Origin of the sequence: Kocuria rhizophila (assembly GCF_003667225.1) — a bacterium.
GTDB classification, from domain to species: domain Bacteria; phylum Actinomycetota; class Actinomycetes; order Actinomycetales; family Micrococcaceae; genus Kocuria; species Kocuria rhizophila.
In genome coordinates, this window is record NZ_RCOM01000004.1 from 49,058 (window position 1) to 64,904 (window position 15,847).

The 15,847-nt window shown below is 71.7% G+C and carries 13 protein-coding genes; 3 read left to right on the forward strand and 10 right to left on the reverse strand.

Going from position 1 to position 15,847, the window contains the following annotated elements; translation table 11 throughout:
* Positions 1 to 52: 52 nt before the first annotated feature.
* Positions 53 to 1,198: a glutamate--cysteine ligase gene (locus D9R02_RS01585; protein ID WP_121566200.1), complete on the forward strand. Its 1,146-nt coding sequence runs from the start codon at positions 53 to 55 to the stop codon at positions 1,196 to 1,198.
* Between the two features lie 52 nt (positions 1,199 to 1,250).
* Here D9R02_RS01585 and tsaD read toward each other — a convergent pair whose 3' ends face one another.
* The 6 genes from tsaD to D9R02_RS01615 all read right to left on the reverse strand — a co-directional run bounded on the left by tsaD (position 1,251) and on the right by D9R02_RS01615 (position 8,199).
* Positions 1,251 to 2,333: a tRNA (adenosine(37)-N6)-threonylcarbamoyltransferase complex transferase subunit TsaD gene (gene tsaD / locus D9R02_RS01590; protein ID WP_059280923.1), complete on the reverse strand. Its 1,083-nt coding sequence runs from the start codon at positions 2,331 to 2,333 to the stop codon at positions 1,251 to 1,253.
* Complete coding sequence (gene rimI / locus D9R02_RS01595) at positions 2,320 to 2,991, reverse strand: ribosomal protein S18-alanine N-acetyltransferase (RefSeq protein ID WP_019309607.1); 672 nt, start codon at positions 2,989 to 2,991, stop codon at positions 2,320 to 2,322. Before rimI ends, tsaD begins: the two co-directional genes overlap by 14 nt.
* Positions 2,988 to 3,671 (reverse strand): tRNA (adenosine(37)-N6)-threonylcarbamoyltransferase complex dimerization subunit type 1 TsaB, encoded by a 684-nt coding sequence (gene tsaB, locus D9R02_RS01600; RefSeq protein WP_029603151.1) that lies wholly within the window; start codon positions 3,669 to 3,671, stop codon positions 2,988 to 2,990. Before tsaB ends, rimI begins: the two co-directional genes overlap by 4 nt.
* A 92-nt stretch (positions 3,672 to 3,763) precedes the next feature.
* Complete coding sequence (locus D9R02_RS01605) at positions 3,764 to 5,272, reverse strand: MFS transporter (protein WP_121241252.1); 1,509 nt, start codon at positions 5,270 to 5,272, stop codon at positions 3,764 to 3,766.
* A 5-nt stretch (positions 5,273 to 5,277) separates the two neighbouring features.
* Entirely contained in the window at positions 5,278 to 5,994 is a 717-nt protein-coding gene (deoD, locus tag D9R02_RS01610; RefSeq protein WP_019309610.1) for a purine-nucleoside phosphorylase, read from the reverse strand.
* A 252-nt stretch (positions 5,995 to 6,246) separates the two neighbouring features.
* Complete coding sequence (locus D9R02_RS01615; RefSeq protein WP_019309611.1) at positions 6,247 to 8,199, reverse strand: bifunctional alanine racemase/tRNA (adenosine(37)-N6)-threonylcarbamoyltransferase complex ATPase subunit type 1 TsaE; 1,953 nt, start codon at positions 8,197 to 8,199, stop codon at positions 6,247 to 6,249.
* Positions 8,200 to 8,361: 162 nt separating this feature from the next.
* Here D9R02_RS01615 and D9R02_RS01620 point away from each other — a divergent pair, with 162 nt between their 5' ends.
* Together D9R02_RS01620 and D9R02_RS01625 are read left to right on the forward strand one after the other, a co-directional pair.
* Positions 8,362 to 9,702, forward strand: coding sequence for a glycosyltransferase (locus tag D9R02_RS01620; protein ID WP_019309612.1), 1,341 nt, complete (start codon positions 8,362 to 8,364; stop codon positions 9,700 to 9,702).
* A 10-nt stretch (positions 9,703 to 9,712) separates the two neighbouring features.
* Complete coding sequence (locus D9R02_RS01625; RefSeq protein ID WP_019309613.1) at positions 9,713 to 10,510, forward strand: phosphatase; 798 nt, start codon at positions 9,713 to 9,715, stop codon at positions 10,508 to 10,510.
* A gap of 99 nt (positions 10,511 to 10,609) precedes the next feature.
* Here D9R02_RS01625 and D9R02_RS01630 read toward each other — a convergent pair whose 3' ends face one another.
* From D9R02_RS01630 to treZ, 4 genes are all read right to left on the reverse strand, one after another.
* A complete protein-coding gene (locus tag D9R02_RS01630) occupies positions 10,610 to 11,695 on the reverse strand; it encodes an inositol-3-phosphate synthase (protein WP_047978153.1) in 1,086 nt (361 codons plus the stop codon).
* A gap of 231 nt (positions 11,696 to 11,926) precedes the next feature.
* Positions 11,927 to 12,790 carry a LysE family translocator gene (locus tag D9R02_RS01635; protein WP_019309615.1) on the reverse strand — a complete coding sequence of 288 codons (864 nt, stop codon included), beginning with the start codon at positions 12,788 to 12,790 and terminating at the stop codon, positions 11,927 to 11,929.
* A complete protein-coding gene (mgrA, locus tag D9R02_RS01640) occupies positions 12,787 to 13,878 on the reverse strand; it encodes an L-glyceraldehyde 3-phosphate reductase (RefSeq protein WP_019309616.1) in 1,092 nt (363 codons plus the stop codon). Before mgrA ends, D9R02_RS01635 begins: the two co-directional genes overlap by 4 nt.
* 145 nt (positions 13,879 to 14,023) lie before the next feature.
* Entirely contained in the window at positions 14,024 to 15,844 is a 1,821-nt protein-coding gene (gene treZ / locus D9R02_RS01645; RefSeq protein WP_047978152.1) for a malto-oligosyltrehalose trehalohydrolase, read from the reverse strand.
* Positions 15,845 to 15,847: the final 3 nt, after the last annotated feature.

The following is a 15,847-nucleotide window of genomic DNA, read 5'->3' on the forward strand; positions in this document are numbered from 1 at the left end:
ACGCTCCAGGACGCAGCAGCCGCTCCCGGCGAACCCATGAGAGGACCACGCCGTGCACATTGACTTCGAGATCTCCGACAACTCCACCCTGGGTGTCGAGTGGGAGGTCGCCCTGGTGGACCGGGACTCCGGAGAGCTCGCGCAGCGGGCGCAGGAGGTCCTCGAGGCCGTGGTGTCCGAGTACCCGGAGCTCGGCGAGGAGGGGGACCACCCCCAGGTCACGGGCGAGTTCCTGCAGAACACCGTGGAGATGGTCACGGGCGTGTGCCAGAACGTCCCCGAGGCCCTCGAGCACCTCTCGCAGACCCAGGACCGGATCCGGGAGGTCACGGACCCGCGCGGGCTCGAGATCTTCGCGGCGGGAACCCACCCGTTCTCGGACTGGGCGGACCAGCCGGTGGTGGACGCGGAGCGCTACTACAAGGTGCTGGACCGCGCGCAGTACTGGGGCCGTCAGATGGTGATCTTCGGGCTGCACGTGCACGTGGGGGTCGACCACCGGGACAAGGCGCTGCCCGTGCTGGACGGGCTCATGAACTACTACCCGCACCTGCTGGCGCTGTCCGCCAACTCGCCGTACTGGTGCGGCCACGACACCGGCTACGCCTCGCAGCGCGCGCAGCTGTTCCAGCAGCTCTCCACGGCCGGGCTGCCCTTCCACTTCGACTCGTGGGACGAGTACGAGGCCTACGTGGCGGACCTGATCGCCACGGACGTGATCGAGGAGACCTCCGAGAACCGCTGGGACATCCGCCCCGTCCCACGCTTCGGCACGGTGGAGATGCGCGTGTGCGACGGTCCCTCCAACCTGCGTGAGGTGGGTGCGCTGACGGCCCTGACCCAGTGCCTCGTGGAGTCCTTCTCCCGCACGCTCGACCAGGGCGGCAGCATCCCCGTGATGCCCCCGTGGCACCACCAGGAGAACAAGTGGCGTGCCGCCCGCTACGGTCTGGACGCCGTAGTCATCAAGGACGCGCAGAACCACCAGACACCGCTCACCGAGGACCTCACCGACGTGCTGAACCGCCTGGAGCCGCTCGCCGCGGAGCTCGGGTGCGCCCAGGAGCTGGCCTACGTGGAGACCATGATGAGCGGTGAAGCCGGCTACCTGCGCCAGCGCCGGATAGCCCAGGAGAACGGCGGGGACCTGCGGGCCGTGGTGCGAGACATCGTGGCGCAGAACCGCGAGATCCGCTGACCCCGGGGCTGGTCCGGGCAGGTCGCACCGGCGCAGTCCGGGAGGCGCGGACTCAGGCCGGAGCGGGCACCGACACCGTGGTCACGGGCAGTCCTGGATCCGCGGTGAACTCGATGCCCGTGGGTGCCACGCCCCGCGTGACGAGGCGGGCACCGAGGGCCGCCACCATGGCCCCGTTGTCCGTGCACAGGGACAGCGGCGGGACCACCACGCGGATCCCGCGCTGCGCGCAGCGCGCCGTGACAACCTCCCGCAGCCGGGAGTTCGCGGCCACTCCCCCGCCCATGAGCAGCGTGGTGATCCCGTGCTCGGTGCAGGCCAGCACGGTCTTGCGGGAGATCACGTCCACCACCGACTCCTGGAAGCTCGCGGCCACGTCCGCCACGGGCACGGGCTGACCGGCGGCCTCGAACGCCTCCACCACGCGGGCCACGGCGGTCTTGAGCCCCGAGAAGGACATGTCGTAGCGGTGCCGGCCGGGATGCTCCGCCGAGCCCATGTACTTGCCCGCGGTCAGCCCGCGCGGGAACCGGAAGGCCTCGGGGTTGCCGCCCTTCGCGGCCCGGTCGATGGCCGGCCCACCGGGGTAGGCGAGTCCGAGCAGGCGGGCCACCTTGTCGTAGGCCTCGCCGGCGGCGTCGTCGATCGTGGCACCGAGCAGGCGGACGCCCTCTGTGATCTCCCCCACCGCGAGGATCTCGGTGTGCCCGCCGGAGACGAGCAGCGCGCCCAGGTCCTCGGGCAGGCTGCCGTCCCCGTCCAGCAGGCCCACGCCCACGTGGGCCACGAGGTGGTTGATCGCGTACAGGGGCGTGCCCGTGGCCACCGCGAGCGCCTTGGCCGCCGCGACGCCCACCATGAGCGCGCCCGCGAGTCCGGGCCCGGAGGTCACGGCGATCGCGTCCACGTCCGCGAGCGTCACGTCCGCCGCGGCGAGCGCCTCGCGCACCGTGGGCACGAACGCCTCGAGGTGCGCGCGGGAGGCGATCTCGGGGATCACCCCGCCGAAGCGCACGTGCTGCTCCATGGAGGAGGACACCGTGTTGGTCAGCAGCTCGGTGCCGCGCACGATGCCCACGCCGGTCTCGTCGCACGAGGACTCGATGCCCAGCACGAGGGGCTCAGCGGTGCTCATGGATGGTCCTTCCGTCCGCGCTGCGCTCCTGCGGCCCGGGTGGGACCAGTTCGCAGCGCATGATGAGTGCGTCGTGTCCCGGACCGTAGTAGTGGGCCCGGGTGTGGATGTGCTCGTAGCCGAAGCGCCGGTACAGGGCCTGGGCGCGTGGGTTGTCCGCGCGCACCTCAAGCATCATCTCGGTGGCCCCGGCGCGCACGGCCGCCTCGTGCAGCACGCGCAGCAGGGTGCTTCCCAGACCCTTGCCCTCGTGGGCCGCGGCCACGGCGATCGTCTGGACGTCCCCCACCGGCGGGATGCACATCATCCCCGCGTACGCCACGATCTCCTCGTCCCGGGTGACCACCCAGTACTGCCGGGTGGGGTGCGCCAGCTCCTCGTCGAACATGGGCCGGGGCCACGCGTCCTCGGGGAACAGCACGGTCTCCAGGGCGTGCACGGCGTCCAGGTCCCCGGGCTGCATGGGCCGCAGGGCGTGCCCCGCGGGGAGGGACGACGCCGCCGCGCTCGCCGCGCCGTGCGCCTCCCGCGGGTGCGCGGTCGTTTCTGCGCCCCTCCCCTGCGGGCCTGCGGAGAAGTGGTTCCCACCGGGTCCGGCGGCGGGTCCGGCGGCGAGGTGCTCGCCGGGATGCTCAGCGGGGTTCTCGGCGCCGTTCACGAGGTCACCCGCTTGAGCGATGCGGGCACCTTGGCGTCGGAGTCGCGCAGGTACAGCGGGGAGGTGTCCGTGCTGAGGGGTGTGCCGCGGCTGGTCAGCGCCCAGCCCGCGCGGGCGAGCTCCGCGGCCGTGGGGTGCAGTTCCTCGGTGCCGCGCAGGGGGTGCGCGAGCCGGTCGGGGTACAGGCCCGCGCCGGGTCCCGCGCACGGCAGGTCCGGGAGCTCCTCCGGGGCGCCCACCTGCGGGGCGGACACGGGCGTGGCTAAGGTGCCGGCGTCGTCGTCCACGCGGTAGTGGCGCCAGTAGAGCTCCTTGCGGCGGGCGTCGATGGCCACGAGGAACTCCGGGTGCCCGGCGGAGCGGACGGTCGGGGCCACGCGGTGGGCCACAGCGTCCAGGGAGCACAGACCGTGCACGGGGAGGTCCCACGCGAAGCCGAGCGACCGCGCGGTGGCAAGACCCGCGCGCAGACCCGTGAACGGGCCGGGGCCCGTGCCCACGAGCAGCGCGTCCAGCTCCGCACCCGTGACCCCCTGCGCGGACATCAGATCACGCACCGCCGGAGCCAGCGCCTCCGCGTGGGAACGCGTGTCCGAGGTGGCGAACTCCCGCAGCACCTCACCGTCACGGGACAGCGCCACGGAGGCGATCGAGGAGGAGTCCAGACTCAGCACAAGCACCCGCACAGTCTAAGCCCGCAACGCAGCAGCCCCTCCGTGCCGGATCCCCGAGGGGAAGGGCACGGAGGGGCTGCGAGCCGCGGCGCGGGAGGCTACGCCTGCTTGGTCAGCTGCTGGGCCGCCTTGGCGTTGCTGCGCTCGATCAGCCCGAACAGCACGCGGTAGGCCACCAGGCCCAGCAGGGTGATGCCCACGAGCAGCCACAGGATCGTGGAGAAGTAGTCACCCTCGGGCGTGGTGCCCACGCTGAGGCCGCTGAACCAGGTGGGCTTGCCGGACATCAGCGTGGCCGTGTACGCCACGCCGATCGGGGAGGCCACGTTGATCACCAGGTTGTAGAAGCCCACGGCCACGCCGGACTTGGAGGCCGGCATGAGCAGCAGCGCGCTGGACATCAGCGGCGCGTACAGGAGCCCGAAGCCCACCGAGAACATGGCCATCGCGATCACCATGGCCACCACGGAGACGTTGATGAACACACCCGCGACCGCCAGGGACAGCGCCAGCAGGCACAGCGCCAGCGTCACGGCCTGCTTGGAGTCCAGCCGCTTGCTGAGCCGACCGGACATGGCCGCCGTGGAGGCACCCAGGATGTAGCCGGGGATGGTGAGCAGGGAGACCTTGTCCATGGCCATGTCGTGCACACCGTGGATCGCGAACGGGAACAGGAAGACGAACGCCAGGTTCACCGAGTAGATGATGAACACGACCACCAGCGCGCTGATGTAGGGGCGGTTGGTGAAGAAGGACGCGTCCACCAGGGCCTTGGGGTTGGTGCGCACGTGGATCATGAACAGCACAGTGGCCACGACCACAGGGATCCACCACCACCACACGAACTGCTGCATGAACATGATCAGCCCGGTGGCGATCACACCCACGAGGAACAGCCCGTAGACGTCCACCCCGGAACTGGTCTGCTGAACCTCGTCCGGCACGCGGGTCTTGATGAACGGCAGGGACAGCAGGATGATCAGCGGGATCAGGAACATCCAGGTCCAGGACACGTAGGTGGCCAGGAAGCCGGAGATCAGGGTGCCGATCAGTGACGCCAGCTGGAAGGACATGTTGGAGAAGCCCAGGTACTTCTTGAGCTCCACGCCCTCGAAGTGCTTGGTCACGTACACCACGTAGAGGGTCTCCGCCGCGGCCAGGCCGGCCGTCTGGATCACGCGGCCCACGAGCACCACGGGGAAGGACGCGGAGCCCACGAAGCCGATCACGGAGCCCACCACGATCAGCCCGATGCTCAGATACAGCAGCTTGCGGATGGCCACGGAGTCCGCGAGCGCGGAGTACACCACGGCGCCGATACCGATCAGCACGCCCGTGAGCGTGGCCTGCAGGCTCACGGTGGACTCGCTGAGGTTCAGCGCCTCGGCCATGGGCTGGGACGTGAACTTGAAGCCCTGGTCGATCACCAGGCAGAAGATGAAGAGGAACAGCAGCACGGGCACGGCACGGCGGGGGTTCACACCGCTCGTGGTGCGGGCCCCGGCGGCACCGGTGGCCGTGGCGGGCACGGCGGCCGCGGGCGTGGACGCCGCGCTCTGGGGCCCCGCCTCGGAGGCCGGGACGGGGTTCTGGTTCTCGGGGTTCATGCGGTTCACAGCTCCGTCACGGTTGCGGCCAGCTCGATCATCTGCGCGAACCCCGTCTGGCGGTCCTCGGGGCTCATCTCCTCGTGGGTCACGAGGTTGTCGGAGACCGTGAACATGGCCAGGGCCTCCACCCCGGCGGCCGCGGCGTTGGCGTAGAGCCCCACGGTCTCCATCTCCACGGCGAGCACGCCCATCCGGGCCCAGCGCTGCGTGGTGTCGTCCTGCGCGTGGTAGAAGGTGTCCGATGACACCACGTTGCCGGCGTGGGCGGTGATCCCACGCTCGGCGGCGCCGCGGTACACGTGGTCCAGCAGCCGGAAGGAACCGGTGGGGGCCCACGTGCCGGGCAGGTCGAACTGCGCCAGGTAGTTGGAGTCCGTGGAGGCGGCCTGGGCGAGCACGATGTCGTTGAGGCCCAGCTCGGGGGTCAGTCCACCGCAGGAGCCGATGCGCACGAGCTTGCGGCAGCCGAACTCGTGGATCAGCTCCCAGCTGTAGAGCGCCATGGACGGGATCCCCATCCCGGTGCCCATGACGGACAGCTCACGGCCGTTGAAGGTGCCGGTGTAGCCGAGCATGTTGCGCACGGAGTTGAACTGCACGGCGTCCTCGAGGAACGTCTCCGCGATGTACTGGGCGCGCAGCGGGTCACCGGGCAGCAGGATGGTCTCGGCGATGGGTGCGCCATCGGGTTTGATGTGGGGTGTCGATGTCCGCGGCATGCGGTTCTCCTCGGGTCGGTGCGCGCAGGCGGCCGAGTGCCCATGGAACGACGACGCCGTCGGGGTCCCCCTGGGGTCTCACCGTCTGCGGTGGACGTGCAGGTGTCCGCCCTCATTGTGTCACGCAGAGGGGCCCCGCCCCGGTCTGACCGGGCGTGATCCGCGACGCATCCTGCCCCCTCGGACCGGTGCCCCGGGGCGGTCACGGGAACCGGTTCTCACGCCACCCATCCTCCGGACGTGGCGGCCCCGTCACATCCGCGGGCACTGTGCCCAGCGCGGGCCGATTCCCCGCAGCGTCACCCGGCGCGTCTCGTCGGCCGTGTCCTCGTCCTGCCACTGGGCGCCCAGGTCCGCGAGCACCCCGGCCAGGTCCGTGCCCTGCTGCTCGGGAACCGCCTCGGCCCCGCGGGCCCGCTCGATGTCGACCACGAGCCGCGAGCCGCTCAGGTGCTCCACCTTGCCGGTGCCCCACTCCACCACGGTCACGCACGTGTCCAGCGTGTCCTCCAGGTCGATGCTCTCGATGTCCTCCGCCGTGGTCAGCCGGTACGCGTCCACGTGCACGAGGTCCGGTCCTCCCGGGCGGGGGCCGTCCGCCAGGTTGGGGTGGCGGCGCGCGAGCACGAACGTGGGCGAGATGATCCCCTCGCGCACGCCCAGCCCCTCGCCGAGCCCCTGGGTGAAGGTCGTTTTGCCCGCGCCCAGCTCGCCGTTGAGCAGCACCAGGTCACCCGCCCGCAGGTGCGGTGCCAGGGCACGCGCCAGCTCGCGGGTCTCCTCCGCCGTCCCGAGCTCCCGGGTGAGGCTCCAGTTCTCCCCCGCCGCGTCACTCTCCCCGGAGCCGTCCTGCGCGTCCTGCCCGGGCACGACGCCGCCCGGTCCGGTTCCCGGCCCACGGTCGCGGTCCGCGCCGGGTGCCTTCAGGGAATCCGCGGCGGGCTCCTCGCCGGTGTCCGCACCGGGGTGCCCACTGCGCTGGGCGTTCCGGTTCTGGCCGTGCGTGGAGCCCGGTTCCACCCCCACGTACTCGCGGGGGACGCGCGGAGAGATCCGGGTGACGATCTCGTAGTTGATGGTCCCGGCGGCGTCGGCCCACTCCACCACGGAGGGGTCCTCCCCGGCGCCGAAGAGGACGGCCTCGTCCCCGATCCGCACGGACTGCTCCTGCGAGCCGGTGCCCACTGGCCGCCCCAGGGACAGGTCCACGACGCACTGGTCCATCGCGATCCGGCCCACCACCGGGTAGACCCGGTCCCCGATCCGCACGGGAGCTCCCGTGGCCACCCGGGGGACGCCGTCGGCGTAGCCCAGAGGAACCAGCGCGAGCCGGGTGGGGCCCTCGGTGCGGTAGGTGAGCCCGTAGGACACCCCGGCACCGGCCGGCACGTCCTTGACGTTGGCCACCCGGGTCCGCAGGGTCATCGCGGGCACCAGCCCGAACTCCTGCGGGGTGCGCTCCGCGAACGGGCTCAGGCCGTACAGCCCCAGCCCCACGCGCACGGCGTCGAGCAGCATGGCGTCCGGGTCCGGGAGGTCCGCCGCGGACAGCAGCCCCGGGGTGTTGGCGGCATGGACCATCGTGGGGTTCAGACCCGCGTCGCGGGCGGCACGCACCGCGTCCTGGAACGCGGCCAGCTGCTGGGCCGTCTCCGGGCGTGCTGGCTCGTCCGCGACGGCGAGGTGCGTGAAGATGCCCTCCACCGTGAGCAGGCCCTGGCCCTCGGCCTGGCGCACCCGTTCCAGCAGCTCAGGCCACTGCGCGGGGGTGGCCCCGTTGCGCCCCAGCCCGGAGTCGAACTTGAGGTGGACCACGGCGGGCCTGCCGACCGCCCGGGCAGCGTCCAGCACGAGGTCCAGCTCCCCGCCGCTGAGACCCAGGCGCACGTCCTGGCGCACCGCGGCAGGGAAGTCCGTGGCCGCAGTGTGCAGCCACGCCAGCACGGGAGCCGTGATGCCCTCCGCGCGCAGGGCCAGTGCTTCCGCCACGTGGGCCGTGCCGAGCATGTGGGCCCCGGCCGCGAGCGCCGCCCGCGCCACCCGGGGTGCACCGTGGCCGTACGCGTCCGCCTTGACCACGGCGATCAGGGTGCGGCCCCGGGCGAGCTCGAGCAGCCGCCCCACGTTGTGCTCCACCGCGGCGAGGTCCACCACCGCGCTGCGCTCGCTGGGTCCGTCTGCCGGCCGGTTCTGCTCCGAGGTCATCTCACTCACGCCCCCATTGTGCCCCGTGACCTCCGCGTGCCCCGAGGCCGAGCGCCCCGTGGGTGCGGTTCCGGTCCGTGGCCGGTGGCGCGGCCGGGCCCCGGCGGGTCCACGTGAGCCCGCGCTCCCGGCCCGGTCCGGGGACGCCGGTAGGCTGGGCGCGTGCCTCCCGCCTGCCCCGACCGCGTGCTGCTGCTCAGCATGCACACCTCCCCCGTGGACCAGCCGGGCTCCGGGGACGCCGGGGGCATGAACGTCTACGTGTGGCACCTCGCGCGCGCGCTCGCCCAGGCCGGGTGGCTCGTGGACATGGCCACGCTCGACCGCAACCCCTCCCACGCCGAGGGCGTGCACCCCTCGGTCATCGCACGCGGCATCCGGTTGCTCGCCGTCTCGCTGCCCGGCGCGGCCACGGCCCCCAAGCAGGACCTGCCGCGCTTCACCGAGCTCTTCGGCCGCACCCTCGCGCACTTCTACGACGGCGACGACGCCGCTCCGCGCGTGCTGCACGCCCACTACTGGCTGTCCGCGGTGGCGGGGCTGGAGCTCGCCGAGCACCTGCACACCCCCCTGGTGCTGACCCTGCACACGTCCGCGGCCGCCAAGAACCTGCGCGCCGGCGCGGACGAGGCCCCCGAGCCCCGGGAGCGCGAGGACGCCGAGCGGCGCATCATCTCCCGCTCGTGCCGCACCGTGGTCAACACCCCGACGGAGAAGCGGCAGCTCGTGGAGCTGTACGGCGCGGACCCGGCGCGGATCGCGGTGATCCCGCCGGGGGTGGACCCGGCCGTGTTCCACCCCGCGCCACGGGACCCGGCACCGCGGTGCGTCCCGCCCACGGCCGCGCCCCGCGTCGGGGAGCACGAGCCCGTGCGCTCCGACGGCGGTCCGGACGCCGCAGCTCGAGCCCCTGCGCAGTCCCCGGACCAACCGGGGCCCTTCACCGTGCTGTGCGCGGGCCGCATGCAGCCGCTCAAGGGCCAGCAGGTGCTCGTGCGGGCGTTCGGTCAGCTGCGCCGCACCCACCCGGAGATTCCCGTGCGGCTGGTCCTGGCCGGAACGGGGTCCCCGGACTTCCTGGATCACCTGCGCGAGCTGGCGCACGCGGAGGGGGTCGCGGGCGACGTCGTGTTCTGCGGGTCCCTGCCCCGCCCCGAGCTTGCCCGGCTCATGGGCTCGGTGGACGCGGTGGCCGTGCCGTCCTCGTCGGAGACCTTCGGGCTCGTGGCCGTGGAGGCCCAGGCGTGCGGAACCCCCGTGCTCGCCACGGACGTGGACGGGCTGCGCCACGCCGTGCGCGACGGGGAGACCGGCCGGCTCGTGCCCGGCAGGGATCCGGCGGTGTGGGCCGAGGCCCTGCACCGCGCGGCCGCCGATCCCACCGCGTGGAGAGCGATGTCACAGGCCGCGGCCCGGCGGGCGCGCGAACTGACGTGGGACGACGTCGCCGGGCAGCACGTCCGCGCCTACCTCGCGTGTGCGGGTGGCGGGCCCACCACCTAAACTCGCGACTGTGACCACCGCGTACCTGAGCCGTGACTCCCTCGCCCGATACCTGGACCGCTCCCGGATCACCGGAGCCGTCGCCACCCCGCGCGAGGCCAACCTCCGCAACATCCAGGGCTTCCTGGACGGGGACCAGCACCAGCACATGGGGGTCGAACGGACCCGCGAGTGGGACTTCGACTCCGTCTTCGAGCTCATGCGGGACCGCGTGGGCATCAACGACGACCCCGCCTACGTGAGCGGTCAGGACTCGATCTCCGCACAGCTGTGCGTGGCCAGGCTGGACGAGTACGCGGAGATCTTCAGCAGGGCGGTGCGGGGCCGCAAGCGCCTGCTCTTCGCCACGGGCCACCCCTCCGGGCTCGCGCCCGTGTACGCGCGCCTGGCCCGGGTGGCCCGCGCTTCCGGGGCCCGGGTGATCCGCTTCGACGAGGCCCTGCCCTTCGAGGACGGGGACGTCCGCCAGATCGAGGACGTGGTGATGGTCGAGCAGTACGGCGGGCTGCGCCACACCCACTTCCCCGACCCCATGCGGCTCGTGCTCGAGCACCTGGCCGAGCAGGGCAGGCAGGCACCGGATCTCGTGGTCTCGGACCACGGAATGGCCGGCTGGGCCGGGTCCCGTGCGGGGCTGCCCACCATTGCGATGGGCGACTGCAACGACCCCGGGATCTTCGTGGCGGAGGCCCAGAACCAGGTGGACGTGGTGGTGCCCCTGGACGACAACGTGGCCCCGCACCTCTACGACCCCCTGGTGGACTACGTCATCTCCCGCGCGGGACTCGCGGGGCAGGACCGCCCCTGAGTCGCCCGTCCCGCCCACGGGCGTCCGGACGCACCACGGCGCCCGGCACCGAACTTCTCGGTGCCGGGCGCCGCGATGGGTGCCGGGGATGTCAGTCGCTCAGCGCTCCACCTCGCCGCGGATGAACTTCTCCACGTTCTCGCGGGCGGTGTCGTCGTCGAACTGCTCGGGCGGGGACTTCATGAAGTAGGAGGACGCCGAGGTCAGCGGCCCGCCGATGCCCCGGTCCAGGCCGATCTTCGCCGCACGGATGGCGTCGATGATCACGCCCGCGGAGTTCGGCGAGTCCCACACCTCGAGCTTGTACTCCAGGGAGATGGGGGCGTTGCCGAAGCCGTGGCCCTCCAGGCGCACGAATGCGAACTTGCGGTCGTCCAGCCAGCCCACGTAGTCGGACGGACCGATGTGGACGTCCTTGGCGCGCATCTCGTGCGGCACGTTGGAGGTCACCGCCTGGGTCTTGGAGATCTTCTTGGACTCCAGCCGGGAGCGCTCCAGCATGTTCTTGAAGTCCATGTTGCCGCCCACGTTGAGCTGGTAGGTGCGGTCCAGTACGTAGCCGCGGTCCTCCAGCAGCTTGGCGAGCACGCGGTGGGTGATGGTGGCGCCCACCTGGGACTTGATGTCGTCGCCCACGATCGGCAGACCCGCGTCCGTGAACTTCTGCGCCCACTCGTCCGTGCCCGCGATGAACACGGGCAGGGCGTTGACGAACGCGACCCCGGCGTCGATCGCGGCCTGCGAGTAGAAGCGGTCCGCCTCCTCGGAGCCCACGGGCAGGTAGGACACGAGGACGTCCACCTGACGCTCCCGCAGCACCTGCGCCACGTCCACGGGCTCGGCGTCGGACTCCGTGATGGTCTCGCGGTAGTACTGGCCCAGCCCGTCCAGGGTGGGCCCGCGGTCCACGGTCACGTCCAGCGGCGGGACCTTGGCGATCTCCATCGTGTTGTTCTCACCGGCCAGGATGGCCTGGGACAGGTCCAGGCCCACCTTGGCGGCGTCCACGTCGAACGCGGCGACGAACTGCACGTCCCGCACGTGGTAGTCCCCGAACTGCACGTGCATGAGCCCGGGCACGGAGTCGGAGGGATCGGCGTCACGGTAGAAGTGCACGCCCTGGATGAGCGATGTGGCGCAGTTGCCCACACCGGCAACGGCCACGCGGATGGGATGTTCGGACACGGTTCTCCTCGACTCGGCGGATGACGGCCCACGCACGTCTCGCGCGCGTTCGTGCGGCCACGGAGTCACCACCGTGCCACGCCGCACTCGACCGACTTCACAGTGTAACCAGGCTCACCACCCTTTCCTTCCCGTGCGCGGACGACGACGCCCGGCCCAGCGCCTGCCCCGCAGCCAGGGTGCAGCCTCCCGCCCGGTGGCTCCCTCCGTCCCCGGCGCAGCGGCGAGGTGTCAGATCGTCAGCAGGGCCTCCACGAGCAGCCCCACGGCCACGAGGGCGAACACCACGCCGGAGACGATCTCGACCTCGGCGGTGCGGGCCTGGAACCGGCGCGCAAGGGCGGGAATGGACCCCGCCCAGGCCACCGCGAGGAACCAAGCGAGGCCCACGGCCACCATCATCCCCAGCACCGCGAGGGCCTCCCACCAGAGGATCCCGGCGGGAACCACCGAGCCGAACAGCGCCACGAAGAACACCACGGCCTTCGCGTTGGCGAGGTTGGTGACGGTGCCCTGGGCCAGCGCCCGCCAGGGGGTGAGACCCTCCGGGCCCAGGAACCGGCCGCGGCGGGAACCGGCGGAGAGCTCCGCGATGACCGCGGCGTCGTCGGAGCGCAGCGGATCCGTGGCGAGGCCCGTGCGGGCGGGTTCCGCGGCGACGTCGTGCGCCACGGGGTGCTGCGCGGCGGACCCCGTGCCGCCAGGACCGCGCCCGGGGGCGCCGCCCTGGACCGGGTGCGCGCCGCCTGGGTCCTGCGGCTCGTGGAGCACGGGGCCCAGGGTGCTGCTCCGGCGGGCCGCTCGGCCGTCGAGTCCCGAGCGCAGGGAGCCGTAGCCCATGCGCAGCAGGAACAGGGCGCCGCCGATCTGCACCGCGAGCTTCAGCACGTGGTTGTCGCTGATGAACACCGTGACGCCCATGAGGGACAGCGCGATCCAGGCGAAGTTCCCGACCATCACGCCCAGGGCGGTGAACACGGCGCTGGGCCGCGAGGACAGGAACGCGTTGCGCAGGATCACGAAGATGTCCGGACCGGGGACCACGATCCCCGCGATCCACAGTCCCAGCAGCGCCGCGTACTGCGCTGAGGTCATGCGTGCTTGGACTCGGTGGCCGCACCCCAGATGTTCACGCCGGCGTCCGTGACGAGCTCGTCGATCCGGCGCAGCTCGTCCGCGGAGAACTCCAGGTTGGCCACGGCCCGGGCGGAGTCCTCGATCTGCTGAGCGGAGGAGGCCCCCACCAGCGCGGAGGTGACCTGCCCGGAGTCCTGCGGGCGCAGGGTCCACGCGATCGCCATCTGGGCCAGGGTCTGGCCGCGCTCCTGTGCCATGGTGTTGAGCTCACGAATCTGGTCCAGCGTCTGCTCGCTGAGCCAGGACGGGTCCAGGGACTTGTTCTCCGCGGCGCGGGAGCCCTCCGGCACGCCGTTGAGGTACTTGTCGGTGAGCATGCCCTGCGCGAGCGGGGTGAAGCAGATGGAGCCCATGCCGGTCTCGGTCAGCGCGCCCAGCAGGTTCTTCCCGCCCGCGCGCTCGTTGGGCTGCTCGATCCAGCGGTTGAGCATCGAGTAGGAGGGCTGGTGGATCACCAGCGGGGTGCCCAGCTCGCGCATGATCCGCTGCGCCTCGAGTGTGAGGTCCGCACCGTAGGAGGAGACGCCCACGTACGTGGCGCGACCGGAGCGCACGATGTGGTCCAGTGCCCGCATGGTCTCCTCGAGCGGCGTCTCGGGGTCCGGTCGGTGGTGGTAGAACACGTCCACGTGGTCCAGGCCCATGCGTTCCAGGGACTGGTCCAGGGAGGTGACCAGGTACTGGCGGGAGCCGCCCACGTCACCGTACGGGCCGGGCCACATGTCCCACCCGGCCTTGGTGGAGATCACGAGCTCGTGGCGGTGCCCCGCGAAGTCCTCCTTGAGGATCCGGCCGAAGTTGAGCTCCGCCGAGCCCGCGGGCGGGCCGTAGTTGTTGGCCAGGTCGAAGTGGGTGATGCCCAGGTCGAATGCGCGGCGCAGCGTGGCGCGCATCCCGGCCACGGGCTTGTCGTCCCCGAAGTTGTGCCACAGCCCCAGGGAGACGGCGGGCAGCTTGAGCCCGGACTCCCCCACACGCCGGTACGGCATGGTCTCGTAGCGGTTCTCGGCAGGGGTCCACACGGTGTCGTCGCCATAGATCAGCATGGGCACCAGTCTGCCACCGCTCGGCTCCGCACACCGCACCGCATGACGGCGCACGACGCCGCCCGGGTCCCTTCGCGCACGACGCCGCCGGGCCCGTTCGCGTGCCAGGCGGCGTCGTGCGGGTTCGGTTGCCCAGCGGGCGGTCTCAGACGCGCAGCACCACGGCGGTCTCCGGGGCCACGCGCACGGTGCCCTCGGAGCCCGGCTCGGGGGCCGCGCCGCTGGCGAACAGCAGCTGGGGTTCGTCCCCGCCCATGAGTGGCAGGTTGCGGGGCTCGTTGCCTAGGTTGATGGCCACGACCACGCCGTGCACGGACTCGGGCTCGCTCATCCGCTTGAGCACGAACCACTGCTCGTCGTCGCTGGCCTGGGTGGCCACGGTGTCCCAGCGCTGGTCGGTGAGCTCGGGGGTGCCCCGGCGCAGAGCGATGAGGTCCCGGTAGGCCCGGTAGATCCGCTCGTGGTCACCCTCGTGGACCTCGGACCAGTTGAGCTTGGAGCCCTCGAACGTCTGCGGGTCCTGGGGATCCGGCACGGTGGCGTGGTCCCAGTCCATCTGCGCGAACTCTGCCTTGCGGCCCTTCGCCACCGCCTCACCCAGCTCGGGCTCGGGGTGCGCGGTGAAGAACTGCCACGGCGTGCTGGCGCCGTACTCCTCCCCCATGAACAGCATGGGAGTGAAGGGCTGGGTCATGAGCCACGTGGCGGCGGCGATCGCCCGGTCCACGCTCATGGACTGGTTCATCCGGTCACCGGCCGCGCGGTTGCCCACCTGGTCGTGGTTCTGCAGGAACGTGACGAACTGGAACGGGCGCTGCTCGGCGGCGTCGATCTCCCGGCCGTGCGAGCGGCCCCGGAACGTGGAGTACGTCCCGTTGTGGAAGTACGCGGTGTGCATGGTCTTCTCCAGGGCGTGCAGGGACGCGAAGTCCCCGTAGTAGCCGTGGGTCTCACCCGTGAAGGCCGTGTGCGCGGCGTGGTGGACGTCGTCCAGCCACTGCGCGTCCATGCCCAGGCCGTGGCGGTCCGTGGCGGCAATCATGCGGGGGTCGTTGAGGTCGGACTCCGCGATGGTCACCAGGTCCTTGCCCGTGCGGGCGGACTCCTCGGCCACGCGCTCGGCGATCTCCTCCAGGATGTGCGTGGCACGGGAGTCCGCGAGCGCGTGCACGGCGTCCAGGCGGAAGCCGTCCACGTGGTACTCACGCAGCCACATGGTGACGTTGTCCAGGATGTACTCGCGCACCCCGTCCGCGCCCCAGCCGTCCAGGTTGATGAGGTCTCCCCAGCTGGAGGCGCCGGGCTTGAAGTAGTCCGCGAACAGGGGCAGGTAGTTCCCGCTGGGTCCCAGGTGGTTGTACACCACGTCCTGGATCACGGACAGGCCCCTGGTGTGGCACGCATCCACGAAACGCTGGTACGCCTCGGGGCCACCGTAGGGCTCGGCCACGGTGTACCACGCCACGCCGTCGTAGCCCCAGTTGTGCTCGCCGTTGAAGCCGTTGACCGGCAGCAGCTCCACCGCGGTGACGCCCAGGTCCACCAGGTGGTCCAGCCTGCCGATGGCGGCGTCCAGCGTTCCTTCCGGGGTGAAGGTCCCGGGGTGCAGCTCGTACAGCACGGAGTCCTGCAGCGGGCGGGGGCGAAAATCGGCGTCGTGCCACTCGAAGGCGTCGGCGTCGAACGTGCACGAGAGCTCATGGACGCCCTGCGGCTGGCGGCGCGAGCGCGGGTCCGGGAGCACGTCCGAGACCTGCTCGCGCTCCTTCGGCGTGCCCTCGTCGAAGGTCTTGGTCAGGATGTAGCCGTAGCGCACGGTGCCCTGCGGGGCGGCGTCGGCGGCGGGAAGCGTCCACCAGCCGGGGCGACCCTCGAGGCCCTCCATGGGGTGGTCCTCGCCCTCGATGCGGACGGTGACCTTGCGGGCGTGGGGCGCCCAGACATCGAAGCGGTGGTCGGTGCTCATGGT